The following is a 22,503-nucleotide window of genomic DNA, read 5'->3' on the forward strand; positions in this document are numbered from 1 at the left end:
GGATACATATCGCCAGCTGACCTCCTCAGCTGGCCATTTTTTACTCTCTTCCCATTTTCTTTAAAAGATAGGACAACCGCCAGACTATTCGCTGTCTGGCGGTTTTTTATGCTTCCTTTGGCTCTATTCTTTTACTGTGAGGGAAATTCGAACTGATTTTCCTCCGTATTGGGCCGTGATCGTTGCGGTGCCCTTTGCTTTTGTAGTGATTTCCCCGCTCTTCGCTACGGCTGCTACTTTCTCATTCGAGGAGGTCCAAGAGATTCCGTCCTCTATTTGCTCGCTCGAGCCATCGCTATAGGTCGCTTTCAGCACAGGGGTAACAGTTTGATTCACCTGCAGGGACAGTCGTGTCTCATCTGCCTGCAGCTGCTTAAGCCGAGTATCAATGCTGATCCTTACAGATTTTCCTCTGTAGGATGCCGTGATCGTGGTTGATCCAAAGCCTTTTGCAACGATCTCCCCATCCTTGTAGACAGCCACACGCGCATCGGTAGTCTTCCATTCTACTTCGGATGTGACTGCTTCCTGGTCCTCCCCATAGAAAGCGGTAATCTCGACGGGAGCCGATTCATCTGGCTTTAAAAGCAGCTTACTCGCACTGGCGACTAGCTTGGTTATGCTGACACTTACCCGTATTTTCACGCTCTTGCCTGCATATGACGCTACAATGTAGGTGCTGCCAATGTTTTTGGCCGTAATCAAACCATCCTGAACAACTGCAATATCCTTATCCTGCGTTGTCCACTCGATTTCATCCGGTGAGAGCACTGTTTGAGTTTTGTCTCCATACGTCGCTGTCAGCTGCACCGTCGCCTCGCCGTCCGGCTTCATCGTAAGTGATGTTTTGGATGCTGCAAGCTTCGTGAGGACAATTTCTACGGGAATGGAGACGGTTTTCCCCTGATAGGCAGCGGTAATGCTCGTCTTTCCTGTCCCTGTTGCGGTCACCACTCCATTTTCTACAACAGCAATCTTTGTATTGTTTGTTTTCCATTCGACGTCTTTGGCATCTACAGCAGCCTTAGTACCGTCTGTCATCGTGGCTGTCAGCGTGATGGTCCCCGTATGATTTGGGGACAAGGACAGCTTGCTTCTATCTGCCTTCACGCTTTTTACACTGACCGGTTCTTCAGGCAGCTCTGAATCAGAAGAATCCGCCTGTACGGCCCGATAGGCATTAACCAGACCATATCCGTATAACGAATCTCGCCCAGTCTTTCCTAAGTCCGTAGCGGTCGCTAGCAGACGATCTGTAAGCTCTTTTACGGTCAAGTCGGGTTCCTTTGTCTTGAGTAGTGCTGCAACCCCGGATACAAACGGTGTCGCTTGAGAAGTCCCGCTCGCGTGTACGTACCTTCCTCCAGGATAAGTGCTGATTATATCCACCCCTGGAGCTGCAATATCTACACTGGAGCCATAATTCGAGAAGTCAGCAAGCGTCCTGTCCGAATCAATCGCGCTCACCGTAACCACTCCCGCGATGGATGCAGGAACGAAGCGGTCGGCGTTGGAGCTCTCGTTGCCAGCTGCTGCCACGACCAAGGCCCCTTTTTTCATCGCGTATGTAATAGCGTCCACCAGCGTTTGCGGTGCCTTTTTCTGATTATCCCCAAGCTCTGCGCCTAGGCTCAGGTTGATCACATCGGCTCCTAAATCTGCTGCATCCATAATGGCGCTCGCTACATCATAGAGGTCTCCTTCCCCCTCCTCGTCCAACACCTTTAAGGGGAGAATTTTTACCGAGCTGTTTCCGGCTACTCCTGCTATTCCCTGTGCGTTCAGCTGGGCTGCAATGATCCCGGCTACATGCGTTCCATGCCCTTCGTCATCTTTTGCATCCTTGTCTTTATTCACGTAGTCATAGTCATTCGCCGTATTCACTCTGCCCTTCAAATCCGGATGACTGTAGTCTACGCCCGTATCGATGACAGCCACCGTGACTTGCGCATCTCCCGTGACTTCCTCCCATGCCTCTGGTGCCTGAATCTGCCCCAAACCCCATTGTTCTGAATAGTATGTATCGTCGATCGTGGAAGTAGCATACATGCGCATGTTCGGCTCGATGTACTCGACCTGCGGATCAGCCGCCAAGGAATTCAAAACTTCCGCATCCGTCCTGCCATCTAAGCGAATGAGCATGTGCTGGTCGGTTTGTTCCGTGTAGACGGCTCCTTTCGTCATCGAGCGGAGCTTCGTTGTCTGTTTTGCCGACCCTTCACGGAGCTTGACGATATATTCTCCGGTTTCGCTTGTGGGAACACCCGCGGCCTCGTGTGAAGGTGAAGGCGTATCCATATCCGTTGAAGCCGCATATACAGGTGTCAATCCCGTTTGAGCGGACAAGCTGCATACAGCCAGAGCGAGCAGTAATGGTTTAAAGCCTAGTTTCGCGACGATTGTTCTCACTCTCCCCTTTTTCTTCTCTGGTTTTCGTACCCGTTATAGAAGACACGCGTGTTTGTCTGCTATTCTCCAGTGTACTAGGAAAGTGTTTGATTTACTTTAGAAAAAAAATAGAGAATGGCCCACCTCCCACGTAAACATGGTTAAACATTTTCACCATACGAGTACCTTCCTTATTATATAGCCGTCCTTTTTTGCCTCACGAATGGTGTCTATCGTGGAATGCCCGTGTGTTACAATATTCGTAATATTACTTCTGCAAAAGCAAATACATAGCTTGATGATTGCATGCTGACAGACTGATCCATAGGTTAGGAGGAAAGAGAAATGAAGCCCTTGATTGGTATTTGTGCCAACTACACGATTGATGACAGCGTAGGAACCAAGAGCGGCCTCGGTTTACCTGGCCAGGAATGGCAGGTGCTCGCCGATGATTACGTCAAAGCCATTGAACGAAGTGGAGGTGTTCCTTTCATCTTGCCGGTGACAGACTCCCCGGAGACGCTGCATCCCCTCTTGTCTGTTCTTAACGGCGTATTGTTCAGTGGCGGCTCCGATATCGAGCCCACCTATTACGGCGAGCTGCCGAGACCCGGTCTGGGAGAGATTGATCCCAAGCGCGACAAGCACGAGATCGCGCTCATCAAAAAGGTTCTGAATGAAACCAATCTACCCGTGCTCGGAATTTGCCGCGGCAGTCAGCTGCTGAATGTAGCGATGGGCGGTACGCTTTACCAGGACTTGCAATTGGAACGCCCAGAGGGAATGCCGCACACATTAAAGCACGCTCCCAAATACCACCCCACGCATCCTGCAGGAGTCCTGCCAGGCTCACGACTCGAAGCTATTTTTCAGACGCAGGAGCTTTGGGTAAACAGCTTTAACCATCAGGCAGTGAACAAGCTGGGACAAGGTCTAAAGGTTACTATGACCGCTCCGGATGGATTGGTGGAAGGCATCGAGGCACCCGGCGAGCGTTTCGTCGTTGCTGTTCAGTGGCATCCTGAAATGATGATTGATCGCCATGGTGAGTACTTGAGGCTGTTTGAGGCTTTTGTGCAAGCGTGTTGCGAGAGGGTGGAGGTGTATGAAAGAAAAGGTGTCCTAACAGATTAATAGAAGGTCTATCAAGCTCTTACCTTGGAGGGAGCAGATCATGCATTACAAAGACAAAAACAGCCTACCCATCCCGAGATGCCCTACGGAAAATCATCCACCTCGCTACCGTAATACACCGATGAAGTGGACTAAGGAAAATTATTAGCAGGAATGATTTGAGAAATTGCCATAGTTTTCGTACTGGCCTACATTATGCGGGCGACTTTCATCGCACACGGCGTTCCATCAACGGCAAAAATATTTAAGAGAAACAAAATGAACGAAATGATTATTCAGATAATTTCTTCAGAAAAAGCCAGCTACCGATAACCGGCAGCTGGCTCCATTCTTTATGTAACGCTGAATGTTTAGTTGAACCGTACCCCAATTGTTAGACACACCTAACAATTGGAGATGCAGTTTACACGAAAAAGCTTCGGACTGTTTTTTCAGCTATTTTACTGTGATCTCTAACTCATCCGTAAGATCTGAGTTCTGTACCATCAGCTTGATAATCGTACCCTTCGGTGCTTCCTTACTAATCACCAGTAATCCATCCCCATTAACATTTGCATACCCGTTATCCTCAAGAATATAGACCGTGTCTTTATCTTTGGTCAGGTCTATAGAACTCCGATCCGTTAATAAGCCCTTTACCTTCACCGCTATTTTGTCTCCCGCGAAGACTGTCCGTCTACTTGCCGATGCGGAGATAGACGAAAGCGTAACTACAGTAACCTTTACTGTTACTTTCTTATTTCCGTTCGAGACAGTGATTGATGCCTTATCTCCAGATTTGGCATCCTCTGCGACGGCTAGCACTCCTTCCTCAGTTACCTTTACAGCTTTCTCATTGCTGGATTTATAAGTGGTTCCTGCTTCCTCAGAGGTCACATCTACTTTCTTTCCATTGCTCAACGTCGCCTCTACATTTAAGTGAGAGCTTTCATCTGGCAGCAGCTTCACCGTTTTGGGCGTGACCTTCAAACTCCGTAAAGGTGCCTCTGCGACCATGAAAGTCGTTACCCGCGTCGTATCAAAGGAGGCAAGTCCTTTGGATTTGCTCACGACAACTACCTTGCCTCTTGAATCGGTCAGCTGCTTCCAGCTCTTCTTCTTTGCATCATAGTAGTAGGCAACCAAGTCGCGAGCTTTTTCCTTATAGGCGATGGTCACATGCAGGTTTGACTTGCCAAACTGAGTGAACTCCTTGTCGTCTGCCAAGATAGTAAAATGGTATGCGCCACTATGATCACCAAACGAATCAGGTATTTTAACAGACTTATTTTCTTCCACCGATAGCTCGACATTCTTATTCTTCAATTTCGCCAATACTTCATCTGTCAGCTCCATGCTGTTTTCCTGCTGGTTTCTTACCACAACGATAAATTGCTTGTACACCAATTGATTGACGACTTCCTTGGGTAATTTTACAGTGATGGTAGCTTCGCTTTTTGCTCTCAGTTTGTTTTTCTGTTCTTCCAAGATCGTTAGGACGATCCGTTTGGAAAACGAGAATTTATCTGCTGCATCCCCCAGGTTGCGAGTAATACTGGTAATGAGACGGTTCACACGTGCGATTTTGTCATCCAGATCACTTATCGTATCACCTGTATCCACTTCCACTTGATTTGACTTATCTATTAGTGTTGTTACCGATTCGGTATACTCCTCTTTCAACTTGTTGAGATCGTCCTTGTCCAGCTTGGAGATAACCGTGCTGGCAAAATCCGCGAGAAGCTCTGTACTTTGCTGAAGCAAGTCATCATCCGATGCGGAAACCTCGTGGATAATTTCATTCACATATTCAGTGAGTAGCTCCCTCGTGCTATCGACGGCATCGTCACTACTTACCAATCCCTCGTTCATTTTATCCATCAGCGGTCCTAGTACGTCTGTAACTGTGTTGGAGAGAACCTTCAATTTATCAGCGGTTGAGACTTCCTTGGATTCGGTCACTATTTTCAGTTTCTCAAAGACGTTGTCCACCACATCCAGGACAGCCGATCCATCCGTCGAATTGGCTATGTCCCCGGAAGCATCCTTATTCAAGTCGAGCTGATCTTCGACAATTCCCTGATCATTGCCCCCTCCGCTCGTAGGTGGTGTCGGAATTACAGGAGGTTGTTTCCGATTCACTGTGAGAGTATAGGTCTTTGTCGTTCCATCTTGTGCAGTAACTATAATGGTGCTCGTGTTTTTTCCAACACGTAACGCTACTTGCGCCGTATTGCCGCTATCTACCGCATTTCCGTTGATCACCAACCTTGCCGTGCTATCATCTACAATGGCAGTCAAATCCACCTTGGTTACCGAGCTACCGACCTCTAGCGTGTAATCGGTGGTGTTGGGGTCAAAAGTGAGATCGCCAGCACTGATGGTCAAGTTCCTCAGATTAGCATTACTAGATAAGTCAAGAACCGGCATCGTTGCTGTCGCTGTATCCGTTTTGGGATCAGCCATGCCGTTTGTCAGGCCATTGTCTTCGATGGTATATTCGAAGCTTGCCGTTCCAACAAAATGGTTATCCGGAGTAAAGAGCACATCTGTATCTTGAATACGGACTGTCCCGCCGATGGAATTACCAACTGACTTCACAGTTAAGGTCTGATTATTTTCATTTGCAGGCCCTGCTACGTCATTCTGAACCAGATCAGCAAAAGGAATGACCTGTTCGCCAGAGTTTTCATTCACTGAAGAAAGGTCTTCGCCTGCAGCTACTGGCGTGTCGTTGACTTCTGTTACGGTAATCGTTGCTTTTGCCGCGTTACTTAACCCAGTTCCACTATTATCCAGTGAAGCTTGTACATCGAAGGTGAAAGTATCATTCGCTTTACTATTTGCATTCGAGGCAGGGGTGAACTTTAATCCAGCTAAACCCTCCGTTACAGTAATAAAGTCACCATTCTGAATCAATGTTGCTCCATTATCCTTAAACAGCTCCCCGCCTGTGATTCCTGTGATCTTGAAATGGGTCACATCGCTATCTGCTAAATTCGGAGTAATGACAAGGCCGGAACTGCTTTGTGTATCCTCAGTTGTCTGTGCTCCCGTTACCACTGGCTGATTCGCGACTGAAAGCACCGGGATGGTAACCGTAGCCTGATCGGTCAATGGATAGGGTGTCTCACCTGTCGTACCATCATCCTCTACTGTATATTGAAAGCTCGCCGTACCATTGAAGTTAAGTGTAGGCTCAAAATATACATATTCATCCTGCATCCGTACTGCTCCACCGCTTGGATTGCTGACATCCTTTATCGTCAGTTGCTGGCTGCTCTCATTCGCTGGTCCTGGAGTATCATTTGCCAGAAGATCGGCAATTGGAATCGCATGCTCACCAGAGTTTTCTGCTACCTCAGGTAATACATCGTCAACTGCATCTGGATCGTCATTTACAGGAATCACGTCCAACCCCAAAATCAACGCTTCACTCAGCCCGGATCCTGCTCCATCTAGAGCTGCTTGTACATTGAAATAAAATTCATTATTTGTTGGAGTTTTACCATTCGCATCTTTTGCCGGGGTGAACTTCAGACCTGCTTCCCCCTCATCCACAGTGATAAAGTCACCGTTGTGGATGGGAGTAGTCCCATCGTTTTTATATAAGGTTCCGTTGGTAATTGCCGAGATTTTATAATGAGTGACTTCTGTTCCGTCCGCTGGATTCCGTTTGATAACCAGCCCTTCTGTAGTCCGGGTGTCTTCCTCCGTAATCGTGCTCGTCCCATCTGGGGTATCCGCCACCGGTGTGACCACGATTGAAGCAGTCGCTTCCGCTGTTTTCGGATCAGGACTACCCTCGGTTGTTCCATTGTCCTTTACCTGATAACGGAATGTAGCCGTACCATTAAAGTTGGGATATGGAGTAAAGACAATCTGATTCGTATCGCCGTCGATTGTGACTGTTCCCCCTGTAGCGCTTCCCTCCACAGGTGTAATCGTCAGTGTCTGATTGCTTTCGTTTGTCACGCCGGATGAAACGAACGCTCTCAGGGAAGAGTCAGCGATCGATGTTGGTCCGGAATCCTCTGCAATAGAAGGGAGCGTTGCGTTTAACGCCGTTGGTGCATCGTTTACTTCTTTAACAATAATGGTTGCGGTTTCCGGATCGCTCAGCTTCGCACCGTCCGCTAATGGCGCTCCTTGCACCATGAATGAAAAGCCAGTAGTTCCATTCGCATCCGCATTCGGCTTGAACTTTAAGCCAGCCAGCCCTTCCGAAACGGTGATGAATTCATTTTCCAAAATCGGTGTTAAACCGTTGCTTTTGTACAACGTGCCCCCTGTAATCCCGCTGATTTTAAAGTAATTGGTCGTTGCACCACCACTTCCCGGGGTGATCACGATGCCGTTTGGTGTGATCGTATCCTCATTCGTATCATTAGGAAAGCTGATAATGGGTTTGTCAGCCCTCGGGTCAATCATAAAGGAGACGGTAGCCTCGTTAGATGTTTGGGGATCAAGGGAGTTATACGTATAACCATTGTCTACCACCTTGTACCCAAAGCTGGCTGGCCCACGGAAGTTTGTAGTAGGTGTAAATATCACGTTGTTGTTGGAGATAATTGCCGTGCCACCAACCTCACTGTTTTCAACCAGATTGACCGTCAGCGTTTGGTTCCACTCATTCGAGGGACCCTTCGAGTCATTGCTAAGTAGATGCGAGACCGGAATCGATACGCTTGGTGTATTCTCGGCAACAGAAGTCCATGTGTCGTTGTTCGCTGTCGGCTTATCATTTACCCGATACACTAGCATATAGGGTTTCGTCTTATTCGTACTCAGCCCTGTGCCGCCTGCGTCCTGTGCGGCCTGCACAGAGAACTCAACCGAATCAAATTCATTATTCAGGTCTGGAAATGGAGTGAATTTTACTCCATCCGATCCCTCGGTAAGCGTGATAAATTCATCGTTGCGAATCTCGGTAACACCGTCATGTTTAAACAGCTGCCCGCCAGCAATTCCAGTTATCTTAAAATGCGTAACTGGGGTATTGTCAGATGAATCGGGGGTAATCACAATATCTGCAGGAGATTGCGTATCTTCGGCAAATGAGATACTCGTTGCATTCGGCTTTAATGAGTTCGGATAGCCTGAGTCTATCACCAATTGGGGTCGATTTGCTGGATTAGGATCATTATCTGAAGCGAATCGGAATTCTGACCAATTACCTGTTTGACGTCCAAGCAAAGCAAACGATACCTTTTTATCAGCTAACTGACTTGCTACATATGAGGTGACATCCCACTCATTCCAACCTACCTGAATATTGATCGGATTATTATTTAAAGGTTCGGGAGGAAGTTGAGGAAAATTTGGACCCCAAGTATGATCTGTAAGTCCATAATAGGAAACGTAAGGGATCTCGGTATCAGAGTAACCGGAGCCGGTTACGTTGTACTTTAATACTGCCTTACGTATGGCTTGAAGATTGGGAGGCAATTCAAATTGAATCACTGCCTTTTCTGCTCCAATTTCAGGGTCAGCATTATATCCAACATAGTTTTCTGGTTCATACTCCCATTTTTGCGATTTATCCCAGTTTGCATCTGCTGATGGCTTTATGGGGGTTAGCATTTCAGCATACCCATGTCCAACCATCAAGGAAAGTGGAAGCTGGATCAGCAGCATCGTGAGAATAACTCGGGTCACTAATTTTTTCATAAGTATTCTCCTTAAGAATAGTAGTCTAAAAGTTTCATATAATTGATCAAAATTACCCAAATTGTATCACATTGAATGCATAGACATGTTTAACATCATGGAAATAGATTAAATTTGTATTTCTCCTCCTATCATTTTTACCTGAATAGTTTACCAAAGAATGCAATATATAAGGACCTAACTAAAGTTAATTATAACTGTGAATTTGATCAGATACGGATCTGACAGATCGCCAACATTGGGCAAGGTGATGTGTTCTGCACCGCCGGAAAACGTACGCCAACCGTCAAGCCTCTTTTCCTACCCAGAAGGGCCAGAAATAACTATATCCTAATGTCTTGGTTGGCAGATTATGATAAAGCGTGCAAAACAACTCCTTCTCAGCTTCTTATATGAAAAAATCCCTACATCTGTTAGGACATAGGGTTCGGCGGTTCCTTGTAGTTTGTTTTTTGGAAGTGGCTAGACTCTCTTCGGTGAAGTCAGTTCAGTCGGTTTCAGATTCGGTGCAAGATTCTTTCTCTCTTGTCCATTTTCCTCTACCGCCTTGGTGGGTACTACAATTCCTTTCTCTGGTGAAGCCTCCTTTTGCTCGGATTGGCTCTGCTCTGCTCCATTGCTGCCTTTTCTGCTTGGTGTTCCGCTGCCACTCTTGCAAAAACAGTTCTCATGTCTTCTCTCATTTTGTCCACTCCTACTCGGATGTTTCGTTTTCAACTACGAACACGAAACGTAGATGTATACGTTTGTGTATTTGTTCTGTAAACGTAGGAGTGAAGTCTACTGATCTTTCTACCTCCTTTCAGGTATGGGGATGATATCAGGAAAATAATATATATTTGATTTTTGGTTTGTTACGGTTATCTTTGGATAAATATGATTTGTACACAAAAATATGAACACTCTTACTCACAAAATGTAAATTGAACCTTACTATACTCTGCCTGTTAGAAGGTATTGAATAATCAATCGATAAATGGTACATTCTGGACAAGTATTGAGCATTTACACAATAGTACTGTATTGCTAAACTAATCATGCCGAATCAAATATTTTGGGGATTTAATTTGATTGCCAGCTGACCTCCTCAGCTGGCTTTTTGTATGGGCACAGTTCAAAAAAATCCCTTAGTCCGATAAAAGACTAAGGGCAAATCGAAAGATACCTAATTAGTGAGGGAGATGTCCATCAAGATTGAATTCTTCAACGCTGCTGGGGAAGTACTCCTGCTTTAGTATTTTAGATGATCTCATACTTAATTGATCAATTTTAAAGTATTTTTTATATTCCGCCATCAACGTTTCAGATGATTTACCGTATACTCTCAAGAATGCCGTATCATAATCATCACCTGCATTAACTCGTTCCAGCAGCTTATTATACTTTTCTCCACCATAGTTTTGATCAAGGAAGAAAACCATCGCTTCAAAAGCAAAATAATTATCTCGATTTAAATTCAAGTCAGACAATTTATCGTATTCTCCCCAATTAGTTGGCCCCCATGATTGTCTTTGTTTTGTTTCATCAATATAAAATTTAAGATCACGAGCATTGCCTGCCTTTTCATACTCATATTGCTTAAATCCAAGGAGCTTTTTGGCGACGAAGTCAGCTTGTCCTTCGATAAGCCAGGAATGCGCTGCACTGTTTATTTTCTCCCACTTATGAATCTGGTACGCATGTGCCATTTCGTGAGCAAATACGAACCGCAAGTCACCTGCTGACCAATTCTCCTCTGCTACAGCTGTACTAATCTTTATTGCTTTTAGCCAGTGTGCATAATAGCCACTGTTCAAAAGATCCCAGAACCCTCCGGTGCCATGAATCCATAATGTTATTTTGTTATTCCCCAAAGAATTCGTACCAAAATATTTCTCATGCGTTTTAAGTATTTCTTCCCCTTCTTTTGGAATGTACTCGTACTTTTTTGCTATATCTGAAGCAAGATTGATCGTCATATGCTTCGTTTCATAGGTGTCCCAAGAAAGTTCTTCACCACTATTCTCCAACTGCTTTTTAAGCCGTTCAATCTCCTGTTCCTTTTCAGAAATTTGCTCCTTTAAATCATCAATAAGTGTGCCATCCGCTGCCTTTTCAAGCTCTTCTTTTAGCTCTTCATTCTCTTCTTTTAGCTCTTCATTCTCTTTTTTTAACTCATCAATCTGTTCGTTCAATTATGTTGCTTTCATAGTGGTAGAACCGGCCTTCTTTGCACTTATAGTATCTTTCTCGACAGTGGCGACGTCTTTCTTGCTACTTGTCCAGGTCACCTTACTAGTAACATCCTCTGTCGTTTTGTCTTTATAGGTTGCGGTTATCATTAGGGAAGCAGTTTCTCACTCGGATACAGTCAGCCTAGTTATATTAGCTTTTAGTCCCGTTAGCTCCTTCTCTGTTACGGCATCTGACGAGACAACATCATTCGTTTCAGAAGCAATAACATTTTGGCAAACCATAGTATTCAGAATTAGGACAAGTGCAAAAATATAACTACGTACTGATCTCATGTTTCCCTCCAACTGGTATTTTGTGATACGAATCGTCATTTTACAACAATGGGAATGATTTCTATATCCTGCGTATCGGCTTAACAGGACTAACAGATTAGGCAAAAAGAATCATTAACTGCAGTTTTTATAAATAGAATCGAGTAGAAAATGGACGGGTTTCCCACAGGAAATAGAAAGCGGAGTGGCCTCTGTTGAGTGGAATCCTTTTTCAGCGAGTTTCTGGAGCGTTATGCAGTTAGTTCAAGCAATAAGAGAAAGGGCCTGCCTCAATCCGAGACAGACCCTTGAGCCAAACTTTGATTGATGACAGGCACCGAATCAATAATTGATCAAAGAAAAAGACCCTTAGGATTTCTCCTAAAGGGTTCTAGATTCACTAGTTAGCTAAAACCTTACCCGAGAACGTCTCACTAGCTTTTGCAGGCTCTGATTGATTGCCGTATTGATCCACAGCATAAACAGTAACATGGATCACATCGCCATTCTGTGCACCTAGTCTATCAAGAATATAATTATTACCAGAAAGCAGGTTATTTCCTTTATAATTTTTTAAATACGGTCCTGTCATTATCGCACCGTTTGTTGGCGTAGCTTCTGCACCCTTGTTGAAGTAGACTACAAAATGATCAAGATCATCATCGGTACTTTGGTCACTCCACAAATACTTCATGGTGCCATCACCATTGTCAACCAGGGTAAGACCGGTTGGTTGATTAGGTCCTTCCATATCCCAACTTACCGATGAACGGTCGTCTACAGTTGGTGTGGATTTTCTTCCATCAGCATCGAAAGCAACCACTAAAAAATGGACTGGATCTGCATTGGCCGGATAGATGGACAACGCAGACAAATCGATACCATACGAACCAGGTGCAGTAACTTCTTGGTACGGGTCTGCTTCCGTTGCAGGCGCACCAATTTTTGCATAAACGCGATACTTCGTCACGCCTTGTGTATTATAATCTGTATCTGTGATCTTCACACTTGCAACTGATATGCTACCTACCTTCTGCTGAACAACAGTAGGTGCACTAACTCCATTTGGTACGCTATTCTCGTCTTAAACCTTCCGATTCTATAACGAGCCTACACCGTGCAGGCGACTTTCATCGCACACGGCGTTCCATCAACGAATAAAAGGCTTTAGAAATATACAATGGGCATATTCATGATAGTTCATTGTACCTAAATCTTCAAGTGTGTTTTCACTTTTTGTACAAAACCTTCAGTCCAAAATGAAGAGGTCGCTAGTCCATTTATAAAAATCAAAAATTTATCTTGCCAATTCTTGTTTTCTGGCCCATGGTCAGCAGGATTATACGTAAATGAAAATGATCCATTATCGTATATAACAACGTCTGTCACCGTGCCTTTAGCAATAACAGGTTCACCCCGTAGTAGAAAATGACCGGTGTTGGAAGAGCCGTTCCCGTTTTCATCATATAGAGTTCCAGAGATATGATAAGTCTAATTTGTTCTAATTCCAGCAAAAAAGAGCACACCTTTTTTTGAGGTATGCTCTTTTTCCGTTACCTTGTACGCAGCAGAAGTATTTGTCCTATTAATGAACAACACCTGTCGCTTTGCTGGTTACATCACCAGACAAATCCTTCACTTGATTCGGAACAAAAGTCATCTCCAATTCGAAATAGCCTTGACCAAGTGCTCTCTGTTCAGTCTCAAGATGTAATATTGGACGATTACGATTGGAGAGATCCCATCTGATTGACTTAACCTCGATCGTGTCTGTCGTATCATTTACAGGATAATAAAAATCGACTCGTGCATTTTCAATCAGGTCATTCATGTTGATTATCGCTGTGGTCTCATCATCTAAAGGCTCGTCAAACGTAACTTCTAACTCTGTAAACCAGTTATGCCCAGGATCAGTTATCGCTGCATTAGCCGGTGTTGTGTTCGTTACTGTCACGGTAAACATCTGAGAAGCGGTTCCGCCTTTCTGATCATCTGCCGTTAACGTCATGTTCGCGATCCCGGCTGTTACTGGTGTTATAACGAGATCTGTTCCCTGGATGCGAACGGTTGCGACCGATGCATCATCCGAAACAGCTGTCAACTCAAGCGGGTCACCGCCATCATCACGAAATGCATGAATTGCGTCTACGGTGAATTCTCCATCATCCACGGACGCAAGCTGGGCTGAAATCAAATCTTGAACAATTGGGACTTGGTTGCTATTCTCGACTTATCCCCTTCTTTTCAGAGGGCTTTCTTTCGAGCCTACACCGTGCGGGCGACTTTCATCGCACACGGCGTTCCATCAACGTACAAGAAGGAAATTAAAAACACAAACAGGACTGCAGCCCTGTTTCTTTTCCGCAATCCTGGTAGTTGGTTTTCAATTGTAGAAGATGAGGAAAACTTAACAACGCCCATTGTAAGTTCTCGTATCCTTCTTATCCGCTGACTGGGTTCCTTCGCTCCGGCCCGTTTTCTCCTCCCCGCCTGTGTTACCACTACGGGTTCAAACGGCAAGCCATCCTCACTACTACGAACCCGCCGCCATCTTATCAGCCTCACTGGTGCTACCCCACCTCTTCTGATAAGACTTCAAACGTTCCACCTTGTCTATCCCTTCTTTTGCTGACCTTAGGTCCCCACTATACAATACGAGAAAAACAGGTTTAACAGCCTGAATTGTTCCTGCTTCGTCTGTACGATCTCGCGTACATCGACTGTCGTCAAGCCCCTAGCTCTTACTTCCTAGCGACAGTTATCTCGTATTGGGTCTACATGGATTCGTCTCCTGACCATAGCCAACTTTTAAGGAGCCCCGCCTTGCTTCCAGCAAGTACGACTTCACCTGACTTCACACGCCGAATCGGGTAAGGACTCATCCGTGTGCAGGAGGATTAGGCACATGAGTGTTCGGCTGTTCTCAAGGATTGGATTTACACCAATCAATTCAACAAGATAGTTAGAGATTTCCCAATGTCACTTGGGGGTAATCTCCACTTCTTTCGCTTCTACAAGCTTATGAAGTAACGTTTCGTAATTTTATTCAGGGGCATCTACAGTGAAATCAAAGCTACCTGCGTCGTCTACCAATTCATCATCGCTAACATTCACCAACCCAACAGACAGGGTGTAGTCGCCGGCATTCGCGATTGTTGATTTAAAATTAGTGGTGATGCCATTCTGTAGACCGATAGCTTGCGTTTTAAAGCCCTGTGATGGGCCGAAGTAAGCTACTCCATCAGAATCAGTAGTGAAGGTAAGCCACGTGCCACCAACTTGATAACTAATCTCCTGATTAGCTACTGGTACACCAGCATCAGTTGTACGCGTTGCTTTGTAGCGATACTGTTTATCTTGAGGGATGTTCGTTGCCGTTGCGGTAACCTGAAACTCAGTCTCTTGACCAGCTAAAACATTATCCAAACCTTCAAAATCAATGTCAACGTTAGCTGAATCTTGCACGACCACAGGGTAGATTAGTGTGAATCCATCTGGACCAGTAAGTACTGGCGTTGTTGTTACTCCTGTTCCCAATGTCACATGCGAAGAAGGCTGTACCCCATTAATCTGTGTTACATTTCCATTTCCCACAGTGATTCCACCATTGGTAACGCCACCTAGGTTAATGACAGTTCCAGCACTCGTAGGAGACAGTTGGAAGTTGGCACCGGTAAACGCGCTAGTCTTGGCAATTGGATCTGGATTGATAGTTAAAACATCTTTTACAACAATGTTTCCTGGTAAATTTACGCCACCTTGCACATTCAGCACAGTTGGTGCTAAGATTGTAAGGCCGCGACTCAGGGTAGAACCGCCTGCAATCGTAATTTCTGGTCCTACTGCGAACGCAGGGGTCAGTAACGTGCTAAAGGCAACTGCTGACAGTAAGGACAGTCCTACTATTTTTTTAGCTGTTTTCACAATTAAGAACCTCTTTTCCAAATTGTAGTTGGGGAGAGGCTGTTAATCAAAGATTAACAGCCATGACTGTGATTAATTCAAGCCAGATTAATTAAAGATGGTTGCTCCGTCAACTACAACGCTATCCAGAGTAACATTGCTAGAAGCACTAATCGTCAGGTTACCTTTTACACGGGTGTTTTTCAAGGTGAAAGTACCTGCAGTAATTGTCACGTTATTATAGGTCTTATTTGTAATCGTTTGTCCATTATAAGTGGAACCAAATGTAGCTGATTGAATCGCAGGAGGTGTAGAACCTCCTCCATCCTTGCTATTCCTGCCTAACCACATCAGCAAGTGGTTTTCGGTCAGGCCTACACCGTGCGGGCGCCTTTCAGCGCACACGGCGTTCCATCAACAAGTACTATAGTATCAACCTAAATATTCTTATGTAGGTCTTTTTTACCACCAAGAATGGCAAAAAATTTCCTGCAACATAGTAGATCACGATGTTGCAGGTCATATTAGTATGCTCTCAGAAGTTACTATTTAAGTTTTACTATACTCGCTGACTGGGTTCCTTCGCTCCGGCCCGTTTTCTCCTCCCCGCCTGTGTTGCCACTACGGGTTCAAACGGCAAGCCATCCACACTACTACGAACCCGCCGCCATTTCACCTGGATCTCTGACGCTACCCCGTCTCCCCACATGAAACTTCAAACGTTCCGTCCCATCTATCCCTCTTTTTGATGACCGTAGGTTCCCACTGCTCATTAGAAAGTTCAACCGGTTTAACAGCCGAAATTATGCCGGTTGCCGCTGCATCATCGCAGATGCAGGAAACAAGACCGAACTGTTAGCATTTTAACAGCCTTGTTCACATTCTAACCCCTCAACATGGGTTCGTCGCCTAACCATAGTCACCTTTTATGGAGCCCCGCCTCTTTCGAGTACGTCTTCACCTGACTTCACCCCTTCGACTACGGTAGAGCCTCACTGGATGCAGGAGGATTAGGCACATGGCTAAAGGCTGTTGGCATGGACAGGGCTTTCACCTGTCAATTTGATAAGACAGTTTGAAAAAGACCCCACACACATTTCTGGTCAAGACCCCATTTAGTGGACATTGAAAAAAGCCCTAGGCAGTATGCTGGCGTCGGTACTCTACCGGCGTCAGCTTTTTCAGTTTTCGTTGCGGCCGACTTTCGTTATAAAATTGGATATATTCTTCAATTCGTCTTTGTGCCTCATCCAGATTTCGGATATCATAAGGGTAGAGTCCTTCCGTTTTGAGATGCGAGAAGAAGCTCTCCATAGAGGCATTATCGTAACAATTGCCTCTCCTCGACATGCTGATTTGGGCGCCAACCGTAGGCAGCATGTCGTGGTAATCGTAGGACGTGTACTGGCATCCTTGGTCGCTATGAACGATCAGTCCAGTCACGTCTTTCGTCTTTTCAAAGGCTTTCGTAAAGGTTTGAAGGACGAGTTGTCTGTCATTTTTAACGTCCATGTGATAAGCCACGATCTCGTTATTGAATAAATCTTTAATGGCCGATACGTACAGCCAAGTATCTTTCACACGGTACTGCGTGATATCGGTTACCCACTTTTGATTGGGAGCCTGTGCTCTGAAATCACGCTGCAGTACATTCTCAGCAACTCGTCCTCCTTCAGATGAAGCATAATGATTACGATGCTTGCGACGAATTCGAGAACGGAGTCCCATTTCTTGCATCAAACGCAGAACCTTCTTATGATTGATCCACACTCCATGATCGTGCAGCAAAAACAATTGGATTTGTCGATATCCATATTTCCCATCATACTTCGTATACACACTCTGGATGAGATCTCTCACCGGTCTGTCTCGATCAACATTCTGTCGCTTTACATACGCATAGTATCCACTTCTTGAAACGCCAAACAGCTTGCAAAGTTCCGTGACGCTGTACTCGCCAACTGCTGCTTTTATGATGGAGTACTTCTGTGCTGCACCTCCCGCATCCAAATTTCCCAACACTTTTTTAGCATGTGATTCTCCCGCCTCAATTGTTGAACATATCGATCCTGGTCGATATACGCCTGGCGTCGACCTCGCTGATCGAGAAAGCCAAACTCTCCAAGTTGTTTATACTTTTTCATCCATTTCTTTACGCGGTCTTTATCTTGAATACCAAAGTGCTCGGTGATCTGCCGATAAGTCCACTTTTCCTCGAGATGTAAACGAATCGCCTCCATTTTCATGGATTCAGGATACGACTTATACTTCTGACCTTTCATTGCCATAAAAATACACCCCCTAGAATTACATCGGATTTCCCTAGGGGTTTTTCCAATGTCTATTCTAAGGGGTGCACTTCATTTCTGCGTATGGGGTTCTTCTCTACTTCGTTCGCTCTAAAAGCTTATGAAGTAACGTTTCGATTACTTAGTAACAGTTACACCAGATACAGCTTTTACGCTGTTCAGCAGTGCGGAATCGTCAGTAATTGCCAATGCTGCATTGCTAGAACCTTTAGCAACGACATCTACAGTTGCACCTTGGCTCAGGTTGATTGGAGTTGCTACAGTAAACACGATCTCGTTCTCACCCGCGATAACTGCAGTATTTCCATTTACAGCAACTTTGTTTCCACCAACTTTTACAACGAGGTCATCAATGAGACTTGCTTCGTTAGCAGAAATTGCGGCTAGGCCTTCATTGAAAGTCAATTTGATTGTGTCAGTTGTAGTGTCAGCTGGAGCAGCCAAAACAAAATTCGCTGAAGTCAGTTCAGGAACGATGTTGTCAGCAAAGCTAACCATAACTTCGTTTTCTGCTTTAGTAGTAGCACTTGCTTCAACTACTTTACCAGCAACGGACTTAATGTTGCGGCTTACGGACATTTTAGCAGCAGTATCGATTGCGAAATGGTTAGCAGGCAATGTAATCTTGACTACTTGTTTGCTACCATAGAAAGCAACTGTTGTACCTGCTGGGAACGATGCACCATCCAGTTTGTAGTTGGAAAGAGCTACAGCGCTATCTTCCATTGCTTCACCATAGTTAATAGTGATGACATTGTATTCAGTGCCATCCATACCAACTTCACCAGCTGCTACAGTACCAGGAGTTGTTTGAGCTACCAAAGGAAGAGCAACCTCTGCTGCTGCATTGTCAACTGTAGTAGAGAGCGCATCGTTTTTATTTCCGTCAAGATCTTGTACAGCACCTGCGCCCAACTCTACAGAATAAGAGCCTGTAGTCGCTGCAGCAGCAAGAGTGACATCAAGAGTTTTGTTAGAAGTATCAGCAGCATTCAAGGAAAGTGGTGTTGCAGCCAAAGGAACAACTACACCGTCTTTCTTAACAACCACTTTGGATTGATCAAAAGTGCCTGCCAGTGCTTCACTGAACTTAATGCTCAATACAGCACCCGCAACGCTGTTAGTGTTCTTAGAAAGAACATAAGGTTTTGTAGCATCTCCTGTGAGTGTTACATTACCGTTGAATTCTGGACCATAAAGATCTGCTTCATCTTTATATCCCTTAACAGTAACGCTAAGAGTTACAGAAGTTTCACCAGTTGGAAACACAGGGTTGCTTGCATCGGAATCATTCAAATCAATGATATAAGTTGTTCCGGAAACATCAGCTGCATCTTGGTTAGTGCTATCAAAACGAGCAGATGTGAATGTGTAAGAACCTTTTTTAACTACGAGGTCTCCAGATGCCAACAACGCTCCCAAGTTAGCAGGGTTACCCTTCAATTTCTCACTGAATTTAACTACAAACTTATCTTTGGAAATTGCAGTTACACTAGAAACAGCTGGTGCTGTCGTATCAGTTGTTACAGTGTAAGTTTTTGTTTGAACAGATGTTTTGTTAGCACCAGTTGCAAGTACGTCTTCAGCATCATAGACAGTTACGGTGTGAACACCAGCTGTTTTAGCGGAAGCAGGCAGTGCAGCTGTAGTTGCAGTGTAATCACCAAGAAGAGTTCCAGGTGTTACATTCGGAGCAGCAGTACCAGCATCAGCATCATTTACTACTACGCCATCAACTTTGACAACCATAGTGTTTTTAACAGGCTCATCAAAAGTCAATACAGCAGCGGTACCATCAAATTTAACATCTACCAGAGTTGGAGCTTTACTATCAGTAAACACCAAAGTGTCACTTGCAAAATCTGTTACTTTAGTGAAGTTGGAATCAAGAACGTTAGCAACCGCCACCTTGTAAGTGTTACCAACAGCCAAAGTACCGCTCAATTTGAGTACAACAGATTTTTTGTCAGCTTGCAGTTTAGCTCCAGTAACAGTCAAACCACCTGTAACCGTTGCAGTGTAGTTAGTAGATTTTTCAGCGGAACTCTTATCAAGTTCGTTATTGAAAACTACTTTTACCTCATTAGGGTTAATAGCACAACCCCAACCAGAAATTTTGTCATAATTTTCTGAAACAAATCTCAAGCGGCTCAAGGATTCCGCCAAACGTGTTGCACAACCATTTGTAGATCAGGAGAGAATGGAACCATCAAGTTGCAAAAGAAAGGAAACCAGGAGAAAGTGGAAACAACCGTTTCCAGAAGATCGTTTTCCATTCCATTTTCAGTAGAAAGGGCGCTCTCCCCAAGCAACTCAAGGGGTTTGCTCGTTGTCTTTGTCCAGAAAACCGATGTTGCTAGTTTGTTGCAGAGCAAACCCCACTCTTTGTTTCCTCCACGCTTTGTCACGAAAAAAAAGAAGCCACAACCCTGCGTGTTTCTGAACAGAGCTGTGGCTTCCCGTACGTTTCACCTTTCCCCAAGCAGCGTGTCGATCTCCCTCTCGTACCCATACTGCCGGAAGAAGTCGATTAGAGCCACTTGGAAGATGTCCCGCTGGCTGATGTTTTTCTCTCTCGCGTACTCCCTCACAAGATAGTCCAACGTGTGAGGCATGTGAACGGACTTTGTAATGAGGTTCCCTGGAACCATGTAACGTGGAACCTTACCTTCTTCCAGTCCCGGCAGAATGAGTCCGTAGAGCTTGTCTTTGTTTTTCTCTAACACCTCAAGAAGTGGAAGAAAACGCATCAAGTCCGTCGCCTCTATCTCATTGACATAACCGACTGAGTCCACTTGTGGTTTGATTGGGTCTGGCAGTACCACAAGCTTTTCCTCGTCGGAGGCAGAGTCGCTTTTCTTGTCGACTAGACCGAACTTTCGGATGTAGTTTTTCTTCTCAGATGACCACTCGTAGCCTTTCCCCTTCATGTAGTCAGCCAATTCCCGATGGTCAGAAAAGCCTAACTGCTTCGCAATCACTCTTGGGTCAGCTTCTTCCTTCTCAAAGAATGAAAGGACATTGGCTACTTTAGCCGACGGAGCGGGACCAGATTGGACTGACTCCTTGTCCAAACGACTAAACTCGGGAACGTACGTTTGTTTCACCCGATCCCACATAAAGTATTTCCGTCTCATGTACTGGTCTAGTGACTTGTAGTTTTTGTGCGCGAATTCGATAGCAAGTTCGTCCCTGGATTTTCCCTCCGCTAACCCCCGCAAGATTGCATTCACTCGTTCGTCGTACACAGGTTTTTTATCCTCTAGCAAAGCCATTTCAACCGCATCCTTTCCTTAATTATATAGTGATCGAAATTCGATTAGAAAAGAAGCGGGACTCGCTCGTCCCGCTACGTTGGCCCAACTACAAGACATTAACGGCTTCGCTCAGTTCTTCCATATTGCTATGGGTGTAAATACTGGTCACTTTCAAGGATGAATGCCCAAGCAGCTTCTGAATTTTGACCAGATTGACTTCCTTTTTCACCAGTTGGCTGGCAAAGCTGTGACGCAGGATGTGTGCAGTCACCTTCTTTTTCCAACCAAGTTTTTCAATGGTTTCACCAAGCACCCTGTTTACGTACACCGGCGAAAGCATCCCTGTTTTGCCTGTGGCAAAGAAGTAAGTGGAGGCGACCTTCGGACGGTGATGCTGAACATAATCAACCAGGACAGGAAGCAGCTTGTCGGAAATGGGAACCATCCTATCCTTATTACCTTTTCCACCCACGACATGAATCAGTTGTTTATCCAAATCAACTGTGTACAGGGTCAGGTTCAGGCATTCAGAAATACGTAGCCCCGTATAGTACAAGGTCAAGACAACGATCTGAATCAGTGGATGATCAATCGCATCAACCAATTCCATCACCTCATCCTCAGACAGGTAGATCCGCTCCTTTTGCTGTAACTTAGGTGGATCTACGGAAAGGGCAATGTTCCGCTTCACAAACTCCTTTTTATAGGCGTAGGCAAAGAAAGAACGGAGTGTGTACAACCTCCGGGAACGGCTGGCAGGTGCTTGGCCCTGTTTTTGTAACTGTTCCAGGAACGACTCCAGATCTCCCACGAGAATCTCCGTGGTGTAAACCGCTCCGTTGTACCTCTTTTCTAAGAAACGATTGAATGCCATGAGATCCTTCGTGTAGCCGCTAATTGTTTCAGGGCTCCGCTCAATGGCTTTCATGTGCTTTAGAAACTTTTTAATAATGTCAGTAAACAGGTACATAACTCCACTCTCCCTTTTAGATCCTTCATAGGAATAATATCTAACTGTAAATTTTTTCAAGACGTTTTTGTGGGACAAGACCCATCGTCTGTACCAGACTAGGTCACGGCAAAAGCCTTGCGTGTCAAGAAAAGCCGCCCAGCGACCCAGTGGACCCAATCATTTTTTTGAGAAATACATACATTTTTTGTGTGTCTGATTGAAGGTGAATGCTCTTTTCCAACCAGCCCTTTTCCGAAGGAAACCATTCCCACGATGCGGTTTCGCTTGTCACGAAGGATTGGTACAGGTTCGGTATCTTGCCAAACCAAGAGGCTGCGTTTTCGAACTTCCTTGTCAATGGCATCCACCCAACGCTGGGTCGGGTGGGTCAGTGCCACGAAACACTTGGAAGCCATCATAATCGC

The 22,503-nt window shown here is 45.1% G+C and carries 13 protein-coding genes; 1 reads left to right on the forward strand and 12 read right to left on the reverse strand.

Annotated elements, in window-relative coordinates:
* Positions 1-123: 123 nt before the first annotated feature.
* Positions 124-2,409, reverse strand: coding sequence for a S8 family serine peptidase (locus ACLIN2_RS27490; RefSeq protein WP_411502703.1), 2,286 nt, complete (start codon positions 2,407-2,409; stop codon positions 124-126).
* A gap of 324 nt (positions 2,410-2,733) precedes the next feature.
* On the opposite strand from ACLIN2_RS27490, the gene ACLIN2_RS27495 reads away from it, so the two are divergent.
* Positions 2,734-3,522: a gamma-glutamyl-gamma-aminobutyrate hydrolase family protein gene (locus ACLIN2_RS27495; protein WP_411502704.1), complete on the forward strand. Its 789-nt coding sequence runs from the start codon at positions 2,734-2,736 to the stop codon at positions 3,520-3,522.
* 435 nt (positions 3,523-3,957) lie between these two features.
* Here ACLIN2_RS27495 and ACLIN2_RS27500 read toward each other — a convergent pair whose 3' ends face one another.
* From ACLIN2_RS27500 to ACLIN2_RS27550, 11 genes are all read right to left on the reverse strand, one after another.
* A complete protein-coding gene (locus ACLIN2_RS27500) occupies positions 3,958-9,171 on the reverse strand; it encodes a cadherin-like domain-containing protein (RefSeq protein ID WP_411502705.1) in 5,214 nt (1,737 codons plus the stop codon).
* A 1,169-nt stretch (positions 9,172-10,340) separates the two neighbouring features.
* Positions 10,341-11,345: a basic secretory protein-like protein gene (locus tag ACLIN2_RS27505; RefSeq protein WP_411502706.1), complete on the reverse strand. Its 1,005-nt coding sequence runs from the start codon at positions 11,343-11,345 to the stop codon at positions 10,341-10,343.
* Between the two features lie 712 nt (positions 11,346-12,057).
* The gene (locus ACLIN2_RS27510) at positions 12,058-12,663 is read right to left on the reverse strand and encodes a hypothetical protein (RefSeq protein ID WP_411502707.1); all 606 of its coding nucleotides are present in this window, start codon (positions 12,661-12,663) and stop codon (positions 12,058-12,060) included.
* A gap of 579 nt (positions 12,664-13,242) precedes the next feature.
* Complete coding sequence (locus ACLIN2_RS27515) at positions 13,243-13,827, reverse strand: Ig domain-containing protein (RefSeq protein WP_411502708.1); 585 nt, start codon at positions 13,825-13,827, stop codon at positions 13,243-13,245.
* Between the two features lie 872 nt (positions 13,828-14,699).
* Positions 14,700-15,581, reverse strand: a complete 882-nt coding sequence (locus tag ACLIN2_RS27520; RefSeq protein WP_411502709.1) for a hypothetical protein — start codon at positions 15,579-15,581, stop codon at positions 14,700-14,702.
* A gap of 1,116 nt (positions 15,582-16,697) precedes the next feature.
* Positions 16,698-17,570, reverse strand: coding sequence for an IS3 family transposase (locus ACLIN2_RS27525; RefSeq protein ID WP_411501818.1), 873 nt, complete (start codon positions 17,568-17,570; stop codon positions 16,698-16,700).
* Entirely contained in the window at positions 17,531-17,848 is a 318-nt protein-coding gene (locus ACLIN2_RS27530; RefSeq protein WP_122923884.1) for a helix-turn-helix domain-containing protein, read from the reverse strand. The genes ACLIN2_RS27525 and ACLIN2_RS27530 overlap by 40 nt, the downstream gene beginning before the upstream one ends.
* Before the next feature lie 138 nt (positions 17,849-17,986).
* Positions 17,987-20,035, reverse strand: coding sequence for an Ig-like domain-containing protein (locus tag ACLIN2_RS27535; protein WP_411502710.1), 2,049 nt, complete (start codon positions 20,033-20,035; stop codon positions 17,987-17,989).
* Between the two features lie 302 nt (positions 20,036-20,337).
* A complete protein-coding gene (locus tag ACLIN2_RS27540) occupies positions 20,338-21,144 on the reverse strand; it encodes a hypothetical protein (protein ID WP_411502711.1) in 807 nt (268 codons plus the stop codon).
* Positions 21,145-21,232: 88 nt separating this feature from the next.
* A complete protein-coding gene (locus ACLIN2_RS27545) occupies positions 21,233-22,096 on the reverse strand; it encodes a tyrosine-type recombinase/integrase (protein ID WP_411502712.1) in 864 nt (287 codons plus the stop codon).
* 98 nt (positions 22,097-22,194) lie between these two features.
* Positions 22,195-22,497 (reverse strand): hypothetical protein, encoded by a 303-nt coding sequence (locus ACLIN2_RS27550; RefSeq protein ID WP_411502713.1) that lies wholly within the window; start codon positions 22,495-22,497, stop codon positions 22,195-22,197.
* Positions 22,498-22,503: the final 6 nt, after the last annotated feature.

Origin of the sequence: Brevibacillus centrosporus, from assembly GCF_046622605.1 — a bacterium.
GTDB classification, from domain to species: Bacteria; Bacillota; Bacilli; order Brevibacillales; family Brevibacillaceae; genus Brevibacillus; species Brevibacillus centrosporus.

Coding starts and splice junctions, on each gene's coding strand:
- ACLIN2_RS27495 (WP_411502704.1), top strand. CDS start 2,734: ATGAAGCCCTTGATTGGTATTTGTGCCAACTACACGATTGATGACAGC.
- ACLIN2_RS27500 (WP_411502705.1), bottom strand. CDS start 9,171: ATGAAAAAATTAGTGACCCGAGTTATTCTCACGATGCTGCTGATCCAG.
- ACLIN2_RS27530 (WP_122923884.1), bottom strand. CDS start 17,848: ATGGCAATGAAAGGTCAGAAGTATAAGTCGTATCCTGAATCCATGAAA.
- ACLIN2_RS27540 (WP_411502711.1), bottom strand. CDS start 21,144: ATGGCTTTGCTAGAGGATAAAAAACCTGTGTACGACGAACGAGTGAAT.
- ACLIN2_RS27545 (WP_411502712.1), bottom strand. CDS start 22,096: ATGTACCTGTTTACTGACATTATTAAAAAGTTTCTAAAGCACATGAAA.
- ACLIN2_RS27550 (WP_411502713.1), bottom strand. CDS start 22,497: ATGATGGCTTCCAAGTGTTTCGTGGCACTGACCCACCCGACCCAGCGT.